This is a genomic window from Simiduia curdlanivorans (assembly GCF_030409605.1).
Taxonomy (GTDB): domain Bacteria; phylum Pseudomonadota; class Gammaproteobacteria; order Pseudomonadales; family Cellvibrionaceae; genus Simiduia; species Simiduia curdlanivorans.
Map to the genome: position 1 here is coordinate 599,037 of NZ_JAUFQG010000006.1, position 15,420 is coordinate 614,456.

At 51.0% G+C, this 15,420-nt stretch carries 15 protein-coding genes; 9 read left to right on the forward strand and 6 right to left on the reverse strand.

What is annotated here, in order from left to right; genetic code table 11:
- The first annotated feature begins 35 nt into the window (after positions 1-35).
- The gene (gene dapC, locus QWY82_RS16500; RefSeq protein WP_290264583.1) at positions 36-1,226 is read left to right on the forward strand and encodes a succinyldiaminopimelate transaminase; all 1,191 of its coding nucleotides are present in this window, start codon (positions 36-38) and stop codon (positions 1,224-1,226) included.
- Positions 1,226-1,888: an endonuclease III gene (nth, locus tag QWY82_RS16505; protein ID WP_290264585.1), complete on the forward strand. Its 663-nt coding sequence runs from the start codon at positions 1,226-1,228 to the stop codon at positions 1,886-1,888. Before dapC ends, nth begins: the two co-directional genes overlap by 1 nt.
- Here nth and QWY82_RS16510 read toward each other — a convergent pair.
- Positions 1,885-2,325, reverse strand: a complete 441-nt coding sequence (locus tag QWY82_RS16510) for a hypothetical protein (RefSeq protein WP_290264586.1) — start codon at positions 2,323-2,325, stop codon at positions 1,885-1,887. The genes nth and QWY82_RS16510 overlap by 4 nt on opposite strands.
- 282 nt (positions 2,326-2,607) lie before the next feature.
- Here QWY82_RS16510 and QWY82_RS16515 point away from each other — a divergent pair, with 282 nt between their 5' ends.
- Both QWY82_RS16515 and dapD read left to right on the forward strand, forming a co-directional pair.
- Positions 2,608-2,946, forward strand: a complete 339-nt coding sequence (locus QWY82_RS16515) for a Spx/MgsR family RNA polymerase-binding regulatory protein (RefSeq protein WP_290264588.1) — start codon at positions 2,608-2,610, stop codon at positions 2,944-2,946.
- A gap of 38 nt (positions 2,947-2,984) precedes the next feature.
- Positions 2,985-4,001, forward strand: coding sequence for a 2,3,4,5-tetrahydropyridine-2,6-dicarboxylate N-succinyltransferase (gene dapD / locus QWY82_RS16520; protein ID WP_290264590.1), 1,017 nt, complete (start codon positions 2,985-2,987; stop codon positions 3,999-4,001).
- Here dapD and QWY82_RS16525 read toward each other — a convergent pair.
- Entirely contained in the window at positions 3,998-6,958 is a 2,961-nt protein-coding gene (locus QWY82_RS16525) for a PAS domain-containing protein (RefSeq protein WP_290264592.1), read from the reverse strand. The genes dapD and QWY82_RS16525 overlap by 4 nt on opposite strands.
- A gap of 100 nt (positions 6,959-7,058) precedes the next feature.
- Between QWY82_RS16525 and dapE the strand changes: the two genes are divergently transcribed.
- On the forward strand, positions 7,059-8,192 hold the full coding sequence (gene dapE, locus QWY82_RS16530) for a succinyl-diaminopimelate desuccinylase (RefSeq protein WP_290264593.1): 1,134 nt from the start codon (positions 7,059-7,061) through the stop codon (positions 8,190-8,192).
- Positions 8,193-8,357: 165 nt separating this feature from the next.
- Here the strand turns inward: dapE and QWY82_RS16535 are convergent, their stop codons facing one another.
- The 3 genes from QWY82_RS16535 to QWY82_RS16545 are packed head-to-tail and all read right to left on the reverse strand — an operon-like array spanning position 8,358 to position 11,041.
- Entirely contained in the window at positions 8,358-9,479 is a 1,122-nt protein-coding gene (locus QWY82_RS16535) for a DUF2855 family protein (RefSeq protein WP_290264595.1), read from the reverse strand.
- Between the two features lie 10 nt (positions 9,480-9,489).
- Complete coding sequence (locus QWY82_RS16540) at positions 9,490-10,413, reverse strand: haloalkane dehalogenase (protein WP_290264597.1); 924 nt, start codon at positions 10,411-10,413, stop codon at positions 9,490-9,492.
- 43 nt (positions 10,414-10,456) lie between these two features.
- Complete coding sequence (locus QWY82_RS16545) at positions 10,457-11,041, reverse strand: TetR/AcrR family transcriptional regulator (RefSeq protein ID WP_290264600.1); 585 nt, start codon at positions 11,039-11,041, stop codon at positions 10,457-10,459.
- 139 nt (positions 11,042-11,180) lie between these two features.
- Between QWY82_RS16545 and hemN the strand changes: the two genes are divergently transcribed.
- From hemN to moaE, 4 genes are read left to right on the forward strand one after another with little or no spacing between them, the layout of a single operon-like run.
- Positions 11,181-12,593 carry an oxygen-independent coproporphyrinogen III oxidase gene (gene hemN / locus QWY82_RS16550; protein WP_290264602.1) on the forward strand — a complete coding sequence of 471 codons (1,413 nt, stop codon included), beginning with the start codon at positions 11,181-11,183 and terminating at the stop codon, positions 12,591-12,593.
- Between the two features lie 45 nt (positions 12,594-12,638).
- Positions 12,639-13,133 (forward strand): cyclic pyranopterin monophosphate synthase MoaC, encoded by a 495-nt coding sequence (gene moaC / locus QWY82_RS16555; RefSeq protein ID WP_290264604.1) that lies wholly within the window; start codon positions 12,639-12,641, stop codon positions 13,131-13,133.
- A gap of 58 nt (positions 13,134-13,191) precedes the next feature.
- Positions 13,192-13,440 (forward strand): molybdopterin converting factor subunit 1, encoded by a 249-nt coding sequence (gene moaD, locus QWY82_RS16560; protein WP_290264606.1) that lies wholly within the window; start codon positions 13,192-13,194, stop codon positions 13,438-13,440.
- Positions 13,441-13,893 carry a molybdopterin synthase catalytic subunit MoaE gene (gene moaE, locus QWY82_RS16565; protein ID WP_290264608.1) on the forward strand — a complete coding sequence of 151 codons (453 nt, stop codon included), beginning with the start codon at positions 13,441-13,443 and terminating at the stop codon, positions 13,891-13,893.
- Positions 13,894-13,921: 28 nt separating this feature from the next.
- Here the strand turns inward: moaE and QWY82_RS16570 are convergent, their stop codons facing one another.
- Complete coding sequence (locus QWY82_RS16570; RefSeq protein WP_290264610.1) at positions 13,922-15,412, reverse strand: tryptophan halogenase family protein; 1,491 nt, start codon at positions 15,410-15,412, stop codon at positions 13,922-13,924.
- Positions 15,413-15,420: the final 8 nt, after the last annotated feature.

The following is a 15,420-nucleotide window of genomic DNA, read 5'->3' on the forward strand; positions in this document are numbered from 1 at the left end:
TTCTGATTGAATACCTAAAACAATACGAGTCACAGATGAATCCCGATTTGCTGAAATTGCAAGCCTACCCTTTTGAACGCTTAGCGCAGTTGAAAGCCAATACCAATCCGGTCGATTTGCCACACATTGCCTTGAGTATTGGCGAGCCTAAACACCAGCCACCGCAATTCGTGCTCGACACCTTGGTAAAAAACCTCGATAAGCTATCAAACTACCCGGCCACTAAAGGCATCCTAGAATTGCGCACGGCCATCAGCCAATGGCTCGAGCAGCGGTTTAACTTATCGCCCAATCGGGTTGATGCAGAGCGCCAGGTGCTACCGGTTAACGGCACGCGCGAAGCGTTATTTGCCTTTGTTCAAGCCGTAATCGATAAATCAAAACCCGCATTGGTGGTTAGCCCAAACCCCTTTTATCAAATCTATGAGGGCGCGGCTTTTCTCGCCGGCACCGACATTCACTTTCTCAACTGCACCAAAGATAATGGCTATATCCCCGACTACGACGCCGTAGCACCCGAGGTGTGGCAACAATGCCAGCTGCTATTTATTTGCTCGCCGGGCAACCCAACCGGTGCCGTAACATCGAAACAGACGTTAAAAAAACTGATCGCGCTGGCCGACCAATACGATTTCATCATCGCCAGTGATGAGTGCTATTCAGAGTTGTATTTCGCTGCACCGCCACCGGGGCTATTAGAGGTTTGCGAAGAGATAGGACGCACCGATTTTAAACGCTGCGTGGTATTTCACTCGCTATCCAAGCGCTCAAATCTGCCCGGCTTGCGCTCCGGTTTCGTCGCCGGCGACGCCGAGATCCTCAAGCAATTTTTGCTATACCGAACCTACCACGGTTGCGCCATGCCGGTGACCAGCCAACTGGCCTCCATCGCGGCCTGGCAAGATGAGCGGCATGTCATCGAAAACCGCGCTCTCTATACGGAAAAGTTTGACGCCGTACTCGATATTTTGTCGGGCCAGTTAGATCTGTACAAGCCTGACGCGAGCTTCTACCTTTGGCCCAGAGTTGAGATGAGCGATACAGATTTCGCGAGAGAGCTGTTCCAGCGCACCCATGTCACAGTATTACCCGGCACCTTTATTGCGCGGCCGACAGCCACTGGCAACCCTGGCGCCCACCATATCCGCATGGCGTTGGTGGCAGGTAGGGCGGAGTGTGTTGAGGCAGCGAAAAGAATTCGATCTTTTTTAACGGCTGGCAGCTGATGGATAGCCCGAATAAAGCGGCGCGGGTGGAAAAAATCCTGCACACCTTAGAGGCGCACTACCCCAACCCACCCATACCGCTAGATCATACCGACACCTACAGCTTACTGGTTGCCGTATTATTGTCTGCACAGTGTACCGATGAGCGAGTGAATAAAATCACACCGGCACTCTGGGCGCTCGCCAAGACACCAGAGGCCATGATGGACGTTCCAGTAGAGACCATTCAAGCGGTGATACGCCCGTGCGGTTTATCGCCCAAAAAAGCCAAGGCCATATCCGAGCTATCGCACATTCTGGTTGAAAAGTATCAAGGCCAAGTGCCTGCGGACATGGCGCAGTTGGAACAGCTGCCGGGGGTTGGTCACAAAACCGCCAGCGTGGTCATGGCGCAGGCGTTTGGCGTTCCTGCCTTTCCCGTGGATACCCATATTCACCGCTTAGCACAGCGCTGGGGGCTCACCAGCGGTAAGAACGTTGTGCAAACGGAAAAGGATTTAAAGCGCCTATTTCCCAAGGAAAAATGGAACAAATTGCACCTACAAATTATTTTCTATGGGCGAGAGTACTGCACGGCGAGAGGTTGCGACGGCACGCGTTGCCCGTTGTGCCGTTGGTGCTACCCAAACCGGAAAAAGCCTAAACAGCTGCACAAACCTTAAAAGTGGCCGTTAACCTCGCGCGCTTCAAACATCGAGCGCCGCTCCGCCTTTGGTGCAGGCTTTACCTCTGGCAACTGATGCTCGATGGGCGCCAAGGACATTTGATCAGCGCTTAAGCTGGCGCGCATAAATGAGGGTTTCTGCCGCCTAGCCAACTCGCCTTCCAGCCGCACCAATTGATTTTTTTCAATTCTGCAGAGCCCGCCAATGGCTTCAATCGCTCGCACATAGGCGCGCGCTTGCGGCTCCGTTAGGCCTGACTTGAGCACCACCACACGGCCGCTGAAAAAGCGTTTTAGCTGCTCGTTTGAACGCAGTTTGAACAACTTGGCAAAGCCTTGCGCCAAATCGCTGCGCTCGACGCCATGGTTAGCCTGACCCCAAAAAACCACTTTGAAGTCTGTTGGAGAGGAAGGTAGGGAAAAATCTATTGTCATATTGTTGCAGCCACGTCCTGTGAACACCTCGAATACATTGGGCAAATACGGTTAAAACCTGCTCGGCACCACTGTAGGTGGCACTTTTTACGCGTTCATTAAGTGTATGTAAAGAATTGAGGCGCCATTAGACCAAGAAGATTTAATAATATGCCCAAAAGTTGGGTTTTTAGTGGCTTTTGATCTTAAAACCGCAATTTTGACCTTTTGCCGCGCCATGCACGCCCAGCACGAGTCTGGTAGACTTGCGCCCCAACATCAAAACACACTCTTTTAATTGCTATGAATACGCTTTTTGGTATTAAAAATTGCGACACAGTCAAGAAAGCTCAAGCTTGGCTCAAGCAGCACGAGGTGGCCTACAGCTTCCACGACTTCCGCAGCGACGGACTCACCGATGCGCAGGTGCGAGGCTGGCACAAGGAGCTAGGCGATGAACTTCTCAACCGCCGCAGCACCACCTGGAAGCAGCTAACCGACGCCCAAAAGCGCGAAGCTGAGGTAGACCCAGTGGCACTAATTCTAGCTAACCCCACGCTGATTAAACGCCCACTGCTCGATACGGGCGCGACTCGCTACGTCGGCTTCAAGCCAGCGCAATACGCGCAACTATTTCGCTAATCATTATTTATTACAACCAACTTACACTAGGATTTTCAATGACTCTGTATGCTCTGGGTTTCGGTGTCGGCACCCACAACAGCCAAGGCCAATGGCTTGAAGTTTTCTACCCAACACCGCGCGTTAAGGTTTCAGAAACACTGGCAAAAGCTGTGCACAGGGTACTGCCGGAGCTGGGCACACAAACCTTGAGTCAAACACAAGCGGCTGAGCTGGCCAAAGCCGTGGCCCAGGAAGATGCCTCACTGGCCGAATCTCTGAGTCAACTAAGCCAAAGCGAACGCCCCTTAGTTGCCGTGCTCCTAGGCGCAGACACAGCGCCAAGTTCAGTACCAGAAGCCTACTTAAAACTGCACCTATTGTCCCACCGCTTGGTAAAGCCACACCAAACAAAGCTCGATGGCATTTTCGGCGTCCTGCCAAATGTCGCGTGGACCAACCAAGGTGCTGTGGATTTAGCCGAGCTGCCGAGTCGACAGTTAGCCGCTCGCTGCAACGGCGAAACACTAGAAGTTGCTTGCGTCGACAAGTTCCCAAAAATGACCAATTACGTTGTGCCCGAAGGCGTGCGCATTGCCCACACTGCGCGGGTTCGCCTTGGCGCCTACTTAGGTGCGGGCACCACTATCATGCACGAAGGCTTTGTTAACTTTAATGCCGGCACCGAAGGGCCAGGCATGATTGAGGGTCGCATTTCGGCTGGCGTGTTTGTCGGTAAAGGTTCCGACTTGGGTGGCGGCTGCTCAACCATGGGCACCTTGTCTGGCGGCGGCAACATTGTTATTTCCGTGGGCGACAACTGCCTGCTGGGCGCGAATGCAGGCATAGGAATTCCCTTGGGGGATCGCTGCACTGTCGAGTCTGGCCTTTATATTACCGCCGGCACCAAAGTGCATTTGCTCGACGACCAAGGTAACTTGGTGCGCGATGTAAAAGCGCGAGACTTAGCGGGTCAAACAGACCTACTGTTTCGCCGTAACTCACTCTCCGGTGCAGTTGAATGCAAGGCAAATAAAACCGCTGTTGCACTCAATGAGGCATTGCACGCCAACTAGTTCTGAATGCGACAGAGCTTGTCGATAGCCTCGGCTAGCTCGTCTAGCGCCAACTGAAGTAAACGCCCTTGGGCTAGGAGCTGCGCGCCATCGCGCGGTTCCGCGCTGTCGGCAAGGAGTGATTCCAATGCCTGAGATTCTTCATAGACTTTTTTAGCGCTAAGATTTCCCGCGACGCCCTTGACTTGATGCACGAGTGCTTTGGCATCGGCAAAGCCCTGCTGCGCAATCAAATCGATACATTGCTGGCCTACCGTTTGGTATTGGGTAATAAAACTTAGCAGTAACTCTTGGTAGCGATCTTTACGCCCACGCAAACGCAATACGCCCTCATCTACATCCAGTGTCGATGCATGCAACGCCACTACCCTGTCATTTTCATTACTCGAATCACCGCTATTAATCGAATAATGTTCCGGCGTTTCAGGCCTGTGCGGTGCCCTAACTCGCTCCGGTAAAAAACGCCTCAGTGCGGCAACCAAAGCCCTAACATCAATGGGTTTTGCCACATGGGCATTCATGCCAGCCCGTTGACTCGCCTGCCTGTCTTCGCTCATGGCATTGGCGGTTAAGCCAATAATCGGTAGCTGGGTGTCACTAAACGTCTCGCGTATTTTTTGGGTGGCGGTGTAGCCGTCCATAACCGGCATTTGAATATCCATTAGCACCAGCGCAAAGTCCCGAGCCAAAACTTTCTGTACCGCCTCGGCTCCATTGCAGGCGGTAACAATGTCCAGATTAAAGGGCGCCAATATCTCAGAGGCGACCTGTAAATTCACCTCGTTATCCTCCACAAGCAAAAGCTTCGCACCTTGAAAATCGGGCACGTAATCAACCACGCTGGCTGCCGCTCGCTCAATAACATCCTCAGCGCTAGCACTGCCCACGTTTACGCTAAATTCAAACCGACTACCCTGCCCCAACACACTGGAAACCTTGACCTCCCCGCCCATCATTTCAACCAGTCGCCGACTAATGGTAAGACCTAAACCCGTGCCGCCATATTGTCTGGCAACGCCTGCATCGACCTGCTCGAAAGCGACGAATAACTGCGCCATTTGCGCTTCGCTTAAACCCACACCGGTATCCACAACGGCAAAACGTAATATATGCCGCTCGCCCATATCGACACTCATCCGAACCTCTAAAGTTACTGAGCCCGTATGGGTGAACTTAATGGCATTGCCGATCAAATTCACCAATATTTGATGTAAGCGCAGCGCGTCAGATTTTATGAAAGATGGCGTGTTAGGCAAGATTGTTCGATTAAACATCAAATGTTTCTGTTTCGATTTCATTTCGAATATGGAGCAAACATTATCCAGAAAAACCCGTAAGTCGAAAGCCTTTTCCTCTAACGTTAATTTACCGGCTTCAATTTTTGAAAAATCTAAAATGTCGTTAACAATGCCAAGCAAATTTTCCGCAGAAAAATGTATTTTAGTGAGATAATCTAATTGCTTTGTATCTAATGATGTCGCCAGCGCCAGCTGGCTGAAGCCCAAAATGGCATTCATAGGGGTGCGAATTTCATGGCTCATGTTCGCCAGAAACCGGCTTTTTACCGATGCGGCCTGCTCGGCTTTATTACGAGATGCTTCTAGTTCAACTTGCGCCATTTTTAACTCTGTAACGTCAGTTGAAACCGTTACCAGTTTATCGACTTTGCCACTCTCATCAAAAACGGGTGTCACATTGGCTATAAATGAGCGTCTACCACCTCGCTCAATGGGTACCGAATACTCTTCTGTTACTGGTAATCCTGTTGCCACTATTTGATCGCAGATCGCTGCCACAAGATCACCTTTTGGACCTTTAATGACTTCTTTTACATGCTTACCCACGACGTCCTTAGCCTTCAACCCCATGGTCGCTTCAAAGTAACCGTTAATGCGAAGAAAGCAGTAATGTCGATCGACAATGGTAATCATGGCATTGGAACTGTCTAAAATTTCCTGCATCAACTGGCGCTCTTTATGGGCGAGGGCCTCCATACGCCGCCGCACCGTAATATCTTCGTAGCTTCTGAATACCCCAATCACCGAGTCGCTATCGTCGCGCAGTGGCGCTGCATGACTTTTGATAAACCGCGTCCCCGCGGCATTCGGTAACTCAGTTTCTTTATCGACCAGCGTTTTGCGCTGGTGCAGAATGTCTTGGTCTTCGGCAATCGTGATGGCAACATCATCGCTCCATGCCAACTCCATATCGGTTTTACCAATGACATTTTCAGGGTTTGGCTCTTGCACAAGGTCGGCAAACTTTTGGTTGCAACCTAAATAAATACCGGCGCTGTCTTTCCAGCAAAGCGCAACCTGGGCGGTATCCAAAACTTGCTGCAACCTCAACTTAAGATCATTAGCCGATTGCTCGACCTGTCGACTTACCTTTTGTTGCAACTCCACCGGCTCATTTAATGGCGCATTCATTGCCGCAATAGCGCTAGGGTCCATATTGCGCTCGCTAATTTCTTCGAAACGGCCAAAGACAATCGATGCGCCACCCTGTCGATCCCACGCTAACGCCTTACCGGTCGCCTGCAACCAAAGCTTCACGCCTGCGCTAGCTTGCCCCCTAAACTCAACCGTTACCGGCTGTTGCCTCGCCACAAACGCCTTGGCAAACTGGCTCAATCGGACCCGATCATCGCTGTCTAGCAAGGCCATCAGGTCATCCAGCGACCGCTCGACCCAATGCCCTTCGAAACCCAAGTTAGTTAGGTTAGAGCCCACTAAACACAGGTGCCTGTTGGCCACATGCCAAAGCCAGTAGCCCGACACACGGGTACCAGGCCCTTCTACGGAGAAAAATTGTAAAAACCTCAGCAGCCAACGCCCTGCGCTGAAGCGTAACGAAGCCCACAGCCACAGCTGCGGCCAGCGAACCAAGGCGCCGACGAGGAGCGCAATTGAAACCAACGCCGCGAGTAGAAAACAGCCGAGCAGACTTAGCCACATAACAATCAATCACTAAAAAACTTAAATTGAGTGTAGCTGGTTGCGGTAAAATACTGAGTTTTTGCTAAAATACGCGACTTTTTGCCACAGGATGTAAACCATGACCTCTGCAACCCTACAACTCGCCTGCGCGTTAATTGAGCGGCCTTCGGTAACGCCACTGGATGACGGTTGTCAGGACATGATGATCGCCCGCTTACAGGCCATCGGTTTTACAATTGAGCGCCTACGCTTCGAAGATGTCGATAATTTCTGGGCGGAGAGAGGTGAGTCCGGCCCGTTAATGGCTTTTGCCGGACACACAGACGTGGTACCAACTGGCCCAGTATCGCAATGGCGCTTCCCGCCCTTTCAACCCACCATTGACGATGGCATGTTATACGGCCGCGGTGCCGCCGATATGAAAGGCAGCCTGGCCGCCATGGTTACCGCCTGCGAAGAATTTGTGGCGAAACACCCAAATCACCCGGGGCGCATAGGCTTTCTGATTACCAGTGACGAAGAGGGCCCAGCGGTTAACGGCACGGTAAAAGTGGTCGAATGGCTACAAGCGCAAAATAAACATATCGACTGCTGCTTAGTTGGCGAGCCGTCGAGCACAGAGCAAGTTGGCGACGTGATCAAAAATGGTCGGCGCGGCTCACTGGGCGCGAAGTTGACAATTAAAGGCATTCAAGGCCACGTCGCCTACCCGCATTTGGCCGAAAACCCCATTCACGCTTTCGCCCCCGCCTTAACGGAATTGGCCGCCGAAATTTGGGACGGCGGCAACGCGTTTTTTCCGGCCACCAGTTTTCAAGTATCCAACATTAACAGCGGCACTGGCGCAACCAACGTCATTCCCGGGGAACTCGAACTGCTGTGTAATTTTCGCTTTTCCACCGAGGTAACAGAAGAGCAACTGCGCGAGCGCACGGAAGCGATATTGCTGAAGCACGGCTTGAACTACCAAGTGCAGTGGAATTTATCTGGCCAACCATTTTTAACCAGCCAAGGCGAACTGGTAGACGCGATTGTTGGCGCTATTGCCGATGTGGAAGGTCGCAGCACCGAATTATCGACGGCGGGCGGCACCAGCGATGGTCGCTTCATTGCCCCCACCGGATCGCAGGTGGTTGAGCTCGGCCCCGTCAATGCCACCATCCATAAAGTAGATGAGTGTGTAAAAGTCGATGACTTGGATAAATTGCACAAAATTTACGTGCGCACCCTAGAGCGCTTACTCTTAAGATAAATCTTGGAGCTATTCAAATTTGGCGAAGGCGAAAACCGGGAAGGTACAAGTTTTTAATAGGGTCAATTTTTTCTAGCGATTAAAACTAATCACCCTCGCCTCAGGCTTATGAGGCGAGGTGTAGTATCAACTTTCTCGCTAACGTTTAACGGCCAAACCCTACAGTCAACTCAAGGCATCTTTCGAAAAAGCTAAAATATAGCCCTTATCAGGCGACTGTTTACCGGCTAGGACACGCTGGTAAACAGCTTCAATTTCCTTATTTCCTACATAGGTTTCAATATTTAACCAAGCGCGGGAAAAGATTTCAAATTGCGACCAAGCACTCGCCAAGCGTTGATAAAAGCCAGCCGTAGACCACTGACGCAAACGCTTCTCCGCCTGAGTGGGCGCAAAAAACAATTCTGGTTTCGGCACAATACTCAGCGGCTCCAAGCCCTGACGGTTATCCCAATGAGACACGCCCACCAAGCTAACATAGGTGAGCTTATCAGCAAGATGCTGCGCTACATCCGACAAAAGCTGACCATTGCCGGCAAAATCTATTACCGCGCTAGCGGCCTTAGGGTTTAACTCCGCCAACTCTTGATAACTCTGCACTTGGTCATAACAGCCAAGGCTTTCCACAAAGGCCTTATTGGCACTGGACGTTAAGCCTACGAGATGGGTTCGCTTTTCTTGCACCAACTTACCCGCCTGCAGCAACAATGCGGTGCCAATCGCGGTTTTACTCGACGCACTGGTTAACACTAATTGCTCGGCGCCGAAGTTGTCATTTTCATCAAAAAAGTCAGCTAATAAAAAAGACGTGGTAAATAATGGCCGCATTAGCATCTGCAAGCCTTCGGCGTCGGCTCGATATAACGGGTCTGTTTCGGTATTGGTATATTGGTTATAGATTTTCGGCAGCGATTTTCGATGGTGAGTCGCGTCGACAAAACCGTGCACTGAAATATTCGCAGGCTCCACCACCAAATGCGAGGCCATCGGATAGTAGCCATAAAAGCGCTCGCCTACATGAACACTCGCACAGCAGGAGGCCAAAACATCGGCAAAGCCCCATACGGGAATAATCCCCTTAGCTACATCGCCAGAAGGAAAAAAATTCCAGTAGCGTAACGTTTCACCCAAGGTTGCATAGGTCACATTGTTTGCGGTAAAACTAAAACAATCAATCGCCAGCAGCACCTGCCCAGCCAAAAGTGGCTGATCGACCTTCATTACTTGGGCGGAGATGTCTTGCAATGTTGCTTTAGAGACTTCAAATCGCGTTTGCGTAATATCCATGGGTACTGTCCTAAGCGCTAGACTGTGTAGATGTGTTTTTTACAAATTCAATAATGAGATCGGCCAATGTCTGGCTTTTATCTTCCTGTAAAAAATGACCGGCCTCAGCAACAATGGGATGTTGCAACCCTTGGGTACCAGGGATTAACTTTTGCAGAATCTTTTCCGCGCCAGCCGTAATCGGGTCTTTATCGCTAAAAGCCGTCAAGAAAGGCTTTTGCCATTGGCGCAATTGCTGCCAAGCCGCACGATTAGCCTGTGCCTCTGGGTCTGATGGCGTAACCGGTACGAGCTGCGGAAATATGCGCGCCCCCGCCTTATAGCGCTCGTCCGGGTAAGGCGCGTTGTACGCAGCAATAACCTCCGCGCTCAAATTCGTTACGGCGCCGCGATTCACAATATCGCCAACAGGTAAAACCGGCACGGTTTGAGCGTATTGTTGCCATTGTTCAAAGGCTTGCCCCGGCGCGAAATCACCGGTGGGCAACATAGTGTTGGCCGCCACCACGCGAGCAAACAAATGGCCCAGTTCAGCCACTAAGCGCAAACCAATAAGGCCACCCCAGTCTTGGCAAAACAGCGTGATATTTTTCGCCTCAACTTGGGTTAACCAATCTTTCATCCACGTAACATGACGGGCATAAGTATAATCACGGGTGTTAATCGGCTTATCCGATCGACCAAAACCAATCAGGTCTGGCGCCAGAACGCGAAACCCAGCAGCCACCAACAGGGGAATCATATGCCGATAGAGAAAACTCCAGGTCGGCTCGCCGTGCAGCAACAATATAACGGGCGCGTTCACATCGCCCTCATCCACATAGTGCAACCTTAGTTGCCCGCCTTCGGTATCGGCCACCTGAAGATAGTTTGGTGTAAAGCTGTAGCCCGGCAACTTGTCAAAACAAGCATCCGGTGTGCGCAAAAATTCCATGCCCTACTCCCTGTAAATTATTATTGTTAAGGTTTTTCTGTTTTTAGTTGGCTCGCAACAACTGGCGCACCGAGGCCATTGCCTCCGCAAGCCATTCACTAGCGCGCGCCACTTTACAATTGACCAGCATACCGCTGAGCAAAAGACCCAGCTGCTTAGCGCGCACAGCACTATCTACTGTCGCTGATATTAACCCCTGCTGTTGCGCGCGCACTAAGGCTTGCGCTAAACCCTGTTCAGCACAACGCAAACCCTGCGCGACCTTCGCTTTAGCTTGAGCATGAACGGCGCCCAATTCGGTGCCGCTGTTAATCAGCAAGCAACCAAAGGATAAAGCTGGCGATTGCGGTAAAAAACACTCGCGAAAATACGCCTCAATGCCGCGCAGCGGGTCGCCACGCAATAAATGGCGCTGCACCCGTGGCTGCACCACCTGAGCGATATACAGATCGAGCGCATTTAAAAACAACGCCTCTTTCGACTCGAAACAATGATAGAGGCTACTGGTCTTTAGGCCCGTTGCCTGCTCCAAATCTTTCATGCTGCTGGCGCCAAAGCCTCGCTGCCAGAAGCAATGCATGGCGGCCTGTAAGGCGCGCTCCTGATCGAAGGATTTTGGTCTAGGCATAGGTGCTCAAAACAATACTGTAGCGATCACTCTAAAACAAAATAACCGGCCAAACAACCACTCCTTGACCCATGTCATGTAAGCAGGCAAAGGGCTGGCTTAAGATAGCGCCACATTCACCATTGTATTTACCTCGCTCATGGCCACTCCTTCACTAACACCTGCCAATTCAGCTGAAACGGCACTTTGGGATAGCAGTCTCATCGCCCGCTACGACTTATCTGGGCCACGCTACACCTCCTACCCAACGGCGCCACAATTTCACAACTTGATCAGCGACCAAGATATCAGTGGGGCATTGGCCCGAAGCGATAACGCCGCTAGGCCGCTGTCTATTTATTGCCACATTCCCTTTTGCAATACGGTTTGTTACTACTGTGCTTGCAACAAAGTGATCACGGCCGATAAAAGCAAATCCATTCCCTACTTAGAGCGACTGTTCAAAGAAATGGCCATGATGGCCACTAGGATCGACCGCCATAGACCGGTGGATCAACTGCATTGGGGTGGCGGCACACCCACCTATTTATCGCTCGAACAAATGGCCGCACTGATGCAGGAAACCCGCAAGCACTTCAATTTGCACACGGATGACAGCGGCGAGTATGCACTTGAAATACATCCTGCCAGCGTCACACCCGAAACCCTGAAAGGCCTGCGCGCATTAGGCTTCAACCGCCTCAGTATTGGCATTCAAGACTTCGACCCCGCGGTGCAAAAAGCCGTAAACCGGTTTAACAGCGTGGAAGAGGTCTCAAGCTTAATAAAACAGGCGCGTAACAGCGCCTACCACTCCATCAGTATGGATTTGATCTACGGGCTGCCAAAGCAATCCCTAAACTCCATCGCCAGCACCCTTGAGGCCGTCATAAGGTTAAGCCCGGATAGGCTTAGCGTATTTAACTACGCACATATGCCGCACCTGTTTAAGGTGCAAAAGCAGATAGACGAAACCGCGCTACCAAGTGCGAACGCAAAACTCGATATGCTGCACTACATTATCGAGCGGCTGGACAACGAAGGTTACGTGTATATCGGCATGGATCACTTCGCCAAACCCGGCGATGAGCTTGCCCGCGCCCAGGCTGAAGGTAAACTACACAGAAACTTTCAGGGCTATGCGACTCACGGCCACTGCGACCTTTTAGCCTTTGGTGTTTCGGCCATCAGCCAGATAGATAACCTCTACTTGCAGAATCACAAGCAACTCAACCATTACTATCAAGCCCTAGATCAAAATCTAGCGCCTATCGCCAAAGGCTTTGCCATGAGCCAAGACGATCATATCCGCAAGGCCGTGATCATGGACCTTATCTGTCAGTTTCAAGTCACCTTCAGCGACATTGAACAGGCCTTTGGCATAGAGTTTAAACACTATTTTAAGCAGGCTTTAGTGCAGCTCATAAGCATGGAAAAGGATGGTCTACTGAGAGTTGATAACCAAGGCATAAGAGTTTTGGCTAAGGGGCGATTACTTATTCGCCGCATATGTATGGCCTTTGATGCCTATATAACGCCAGAAACTAAACAGAGTTTTTCCAAAATTATTTGATAGCTTTGCTATCATGGCAGCCTTAACTAAGGCGGACAGAGAGCGATGAGCCAACTCACACATTTAGACGATCAAGGCCATGCGCACATGGTAGATGTGGGCGCAAAGGATAATACCCAACGGGAGGCGCGAGCCGAAGCCTATATCACCATGGCTGCAGCGACGCTCGCACTGATTACAGACGGTGGCCATAAAAAGGGCGATGTGCTCGCCGTGGCCCGCATCGCCGGCATACAGGCGGCAAAAAAATGCGCAGATTTGATTCCCCTTTGCCACCCGCTGCTACTCACTCACATTAAAGTAGAACTGACACCCGAGCCGTTACACAACCGCGTGCGCATTGAAAGCTGCTGTCGACTAAGCGGCCAAACCGGTGTTGAAATGGAAGCCCTCGCCGCCGCCTCCGTCGCCGCACTTACGGTCTACGACATGTGTAAAGCGGTGGATAAAAATATGGTGATTGAAGGCACTCGAGTCCTGGAAAAATCCGGCGGTAAAAGTGGTCACTATGTTGCTGAGCTAGGTAGCCGAACTACGTGACTGAACTACGTGACTGCACTACGTGACCGAGCTACGTGACTGAACGACAGGAACAAACATGATCCAGATTAAATTTTTCGCCCGCCTACGCGACCAACTCGGCCAAGCGGATTTACAGCTGCCTTGCGATAATCTTAAAGAAGTGGCAGACGTACAAGCCGCGCTCATTAAGCTGCAGCCACAATGGCAGGAGATATTATCCGGCGCCAATATATTGGTCGCCGTAAACCAAACCCTGTGCCATAAACACAGCGCCGTTAAAGATGGCGATGAAGTCGCCTTCTTTCCGCCGGTCACGGGTGGTTAAATGGCCATCATCGTAAAAGTTCAAACACAGGATTTCGATCAGGCCGCACTTTACCACGAGCTGCGCCAAGCCTGCCCAGAGATTGGCGCCATCGTGACTTTCACCGGTCTGGTGCGCGACATGAATCTGGGCGATGGGGTCACGGGTTTATTTCTCGAGCATTACCCCGGCATGACGGAAAAATCCCTCACAGAGATTGCCGAGGAAGCAACGCGGCGCTGGGATTTAAATACAGTGTTATTAACCCACCGCGTGGGCCAACTCAACCCTTCCGATCAAATTGTTTACGTTGGCATTAGCTCAGCACACAGGGGCGACGCGTTTTCCGCCTGCGAGTTCATCATGGATTACCTAAAAACCCGCGCGCCTTTCTGGAAACGAGAAACAACCAAAGAAGGCGAGCGCTGGGTTGACGCGAGAGAATCAGATCAAGAGGCGGCTAAGCGCTGGTAATGCGGTAAAACCCACCTCTCAAACGGCCTTACTTTGCGCTCATCAACTCAGCCAAGTACACGGTGTGATCTTTTAAACCACCGACCGTATTATCGACATTATTTTTGATATGGCTTAAAAAATCTGTTAGCTCAGCTTCGCTCATCGTATCCACCAGGGGATGATATCGCTCCGGTACCAGACCTTGACCCAACATTACCTGTTGCCACGAGTCGACAAACAACTCACTCGACTCGCGAAATACATGGCCGGTTTCGCGAAACATATCTATTTTGGTGGCTAGCGTATCAGGCACTGACATTTGCCGGCAGTGACGCCAAAATTCCGTATCAGTGCGATCGGTAACCTTGTAATGCAAAATAATAAAATCGCGGATGCGTTCCATTTCAAAATCGGCCTGCCGATTGAATTCATCAACCTCCGTTTGATGTATACCTTGCTGTGGAAAAAAGCGGAGAAAACGTACAATGTTTTGTTGTATAAGGTGAATACTGGTTGATTCTAACGGCTCGAGAAAGCCACTCGACAACCCAACAGCTAGGCAGTTTTTATGCCACTGCTTGCGTCGCCGCCCAGTGCCGTATTTGATCAATAGCGGGTCGGCAAGTTGCTCGCCCTCAATATTGCCTAACAACTGTGCGCGCGCAGATTCATCGGACTGATAAGCGCCAGCATACACAAACCCATTCCCCACGCGATGCTGAAGTGGAATCCGCCATTGCCAACCACTTTCACGCGCGATGGAACGGGTAAAGGGAATGGCCGGCGCAATGGCTTTGGTTTGCACGGCAACAGCACTATCGCAGGGCAGCCAATGGGACCAAGATTCAAAGCCTGTATGCAGGGCCTTTTCAATCAGCAGGGCTCGCATACCGGTGCAATCAATAAAAAAATCACCTTCAACCTCTACCCCAGACTCTAATTTGAGCGCTCGGATATTGCCGTTATCGGGATGCAAAAGCACTTGTCCAATTTTACCTTCAACGCGCTTAGCACCGAATTTTTCGCTAAAACCCCTCAGATAGGTTGCATAGCGGCTAGCATCGATGTGAAAAGCGTAATTCAAGCCGTTATTCGGCAAGTGAGAAAACTTGTGGCTTTCCGCCGCACGGCGCTCCAGACAATAAGCGCCAAAATCTTCGGCAATACCCAGCTTTTGACCACGCAACCAAAAATGTTGAAAACCACAGGCCCAACAATCTTTGCCGGTAACGCCAAAGGCATGCAGGTAGTCCTTGCCAACGTCGCGCCAGTTTTCGAATCTAATACCTAACTTATAAGTGCCCTGAGTTGCGGATAAAAACTCCGCCTCATCAATACCCAACAAACGATTAAAGAACACCAGCGTAGGAATGGTAGCTTCGCCAACGCCAATAGTTGCTATCGTGTCTGACTCCACCAAGGTGATATCTAGACTTTTCCCCATCAGCTTCGCCATGGCTGCTGCTGTCATCCATCCAGCGGTACCGCCACCGGCTATCACCACTTTTTTAATGGGTTTATGGTTAGGTGATTGCATACATAAGT

Bases quoted from the DNA above. Each gene is read 5' to 3' on its own strand.
- QWY82_RS16540 (WP_290264597.1), bottom strand. From the start codon at position 10,413: ATGGAATTTTTGCGCACACCGGATGCTTGTTTTGACAAGTTGCCGGGC.
- dapD (WP_290264590.1), top strand. From the start codon at position 2,985: ATGACTCTGTATGCTCTGGGTTTCGGTGTCGGCACCCACAACAGCCAA.
- nth (WP_290264585.1), top strand. From the start codon at position 1,226: ATGGATAGCCCGAATAAAGCGGCGCGGGTGGAAAAAATCCTGCACACC.
- QWY82_RS16535 (WP_290264595.1), bottom strand. From the start codon at position 9,479: ATGGATATTACGCAAACGCGATTTGAAGTCTCTAAAGCAACATTGCAA.
- QWY82_RS16570 (WP_290264610.1), bottom strand. From the start codon at position 15,412: ATGCAATCACCTAACCATAAACCCATTAAAAAAGTGGTGATAGCCGGT.
- hemN (WP_290264602.1), top strand. From the start codon at position 11,181: ATGGCCACTCCTTCACTAACACCTGCCAATTCAGCTGAAACGGCACTT.
- moaD (WP_290264606.1), top strand. From the start codon at position 13,192: ATGATCCAGATTAAATTTTTCGCCCGCCTACGCGACCAACTCGGCCAA.
- QWY82_RS16515 (WP_290264588.1), top strand. From the start codon at position 2,608: ATGAATACGCTTTTTGGTATTAAAAATTGCGACACAGTCAAGAAAGCT.
- QWY82_RS16545 (WP_290264600.1), bottom strand. From the start codon at position 11,041: ATGCCTAGACCAAAATCCTTCGATCAGGAGCGCGCCTTACAGGCCGCC.
- QWY82_RS16525 (WP_290264592.1), bottom strand. From the start codon at position 6,958: ATGTGGCTAAGTCTGCTCGGCTGTTTTCTACTCGCGGCGTTGGTTTCA.
- dapE (WP_290264593.1), top strand. From the start codon at position 7,059: ATGACCTCTGCAACCCTACAACTCGCCTGCGCGTTAATTGAGCGGCCT.
- moaE (WP_290264608.1), top strand. From the start codon at position 13,441: ATGGCCATCATCGTAAAAGTTCAAACACAGGATTTCGATCAGGCCGCA.
- moaC (WP_290264604.1), top strand. From the start codon at position 12,639: ATGAGCCAACTCACACATTTAGACGATCAAGGCCATGCGCACATGGTA.
- dapC (WP_290264583.1), top strand. From the start codon at position 36: ATGAATCCCGATTTGCTGAAATTGCAAGCCTACCCTTTTGAACGCTTA.
- QWY82_RS16510 (WP_290264586.1), bottom strand. From the start codon at position 2,325: ATGACAATAGATTTTTCCCTACCTTCCTCTCCAACAGACTTCAAAGTG.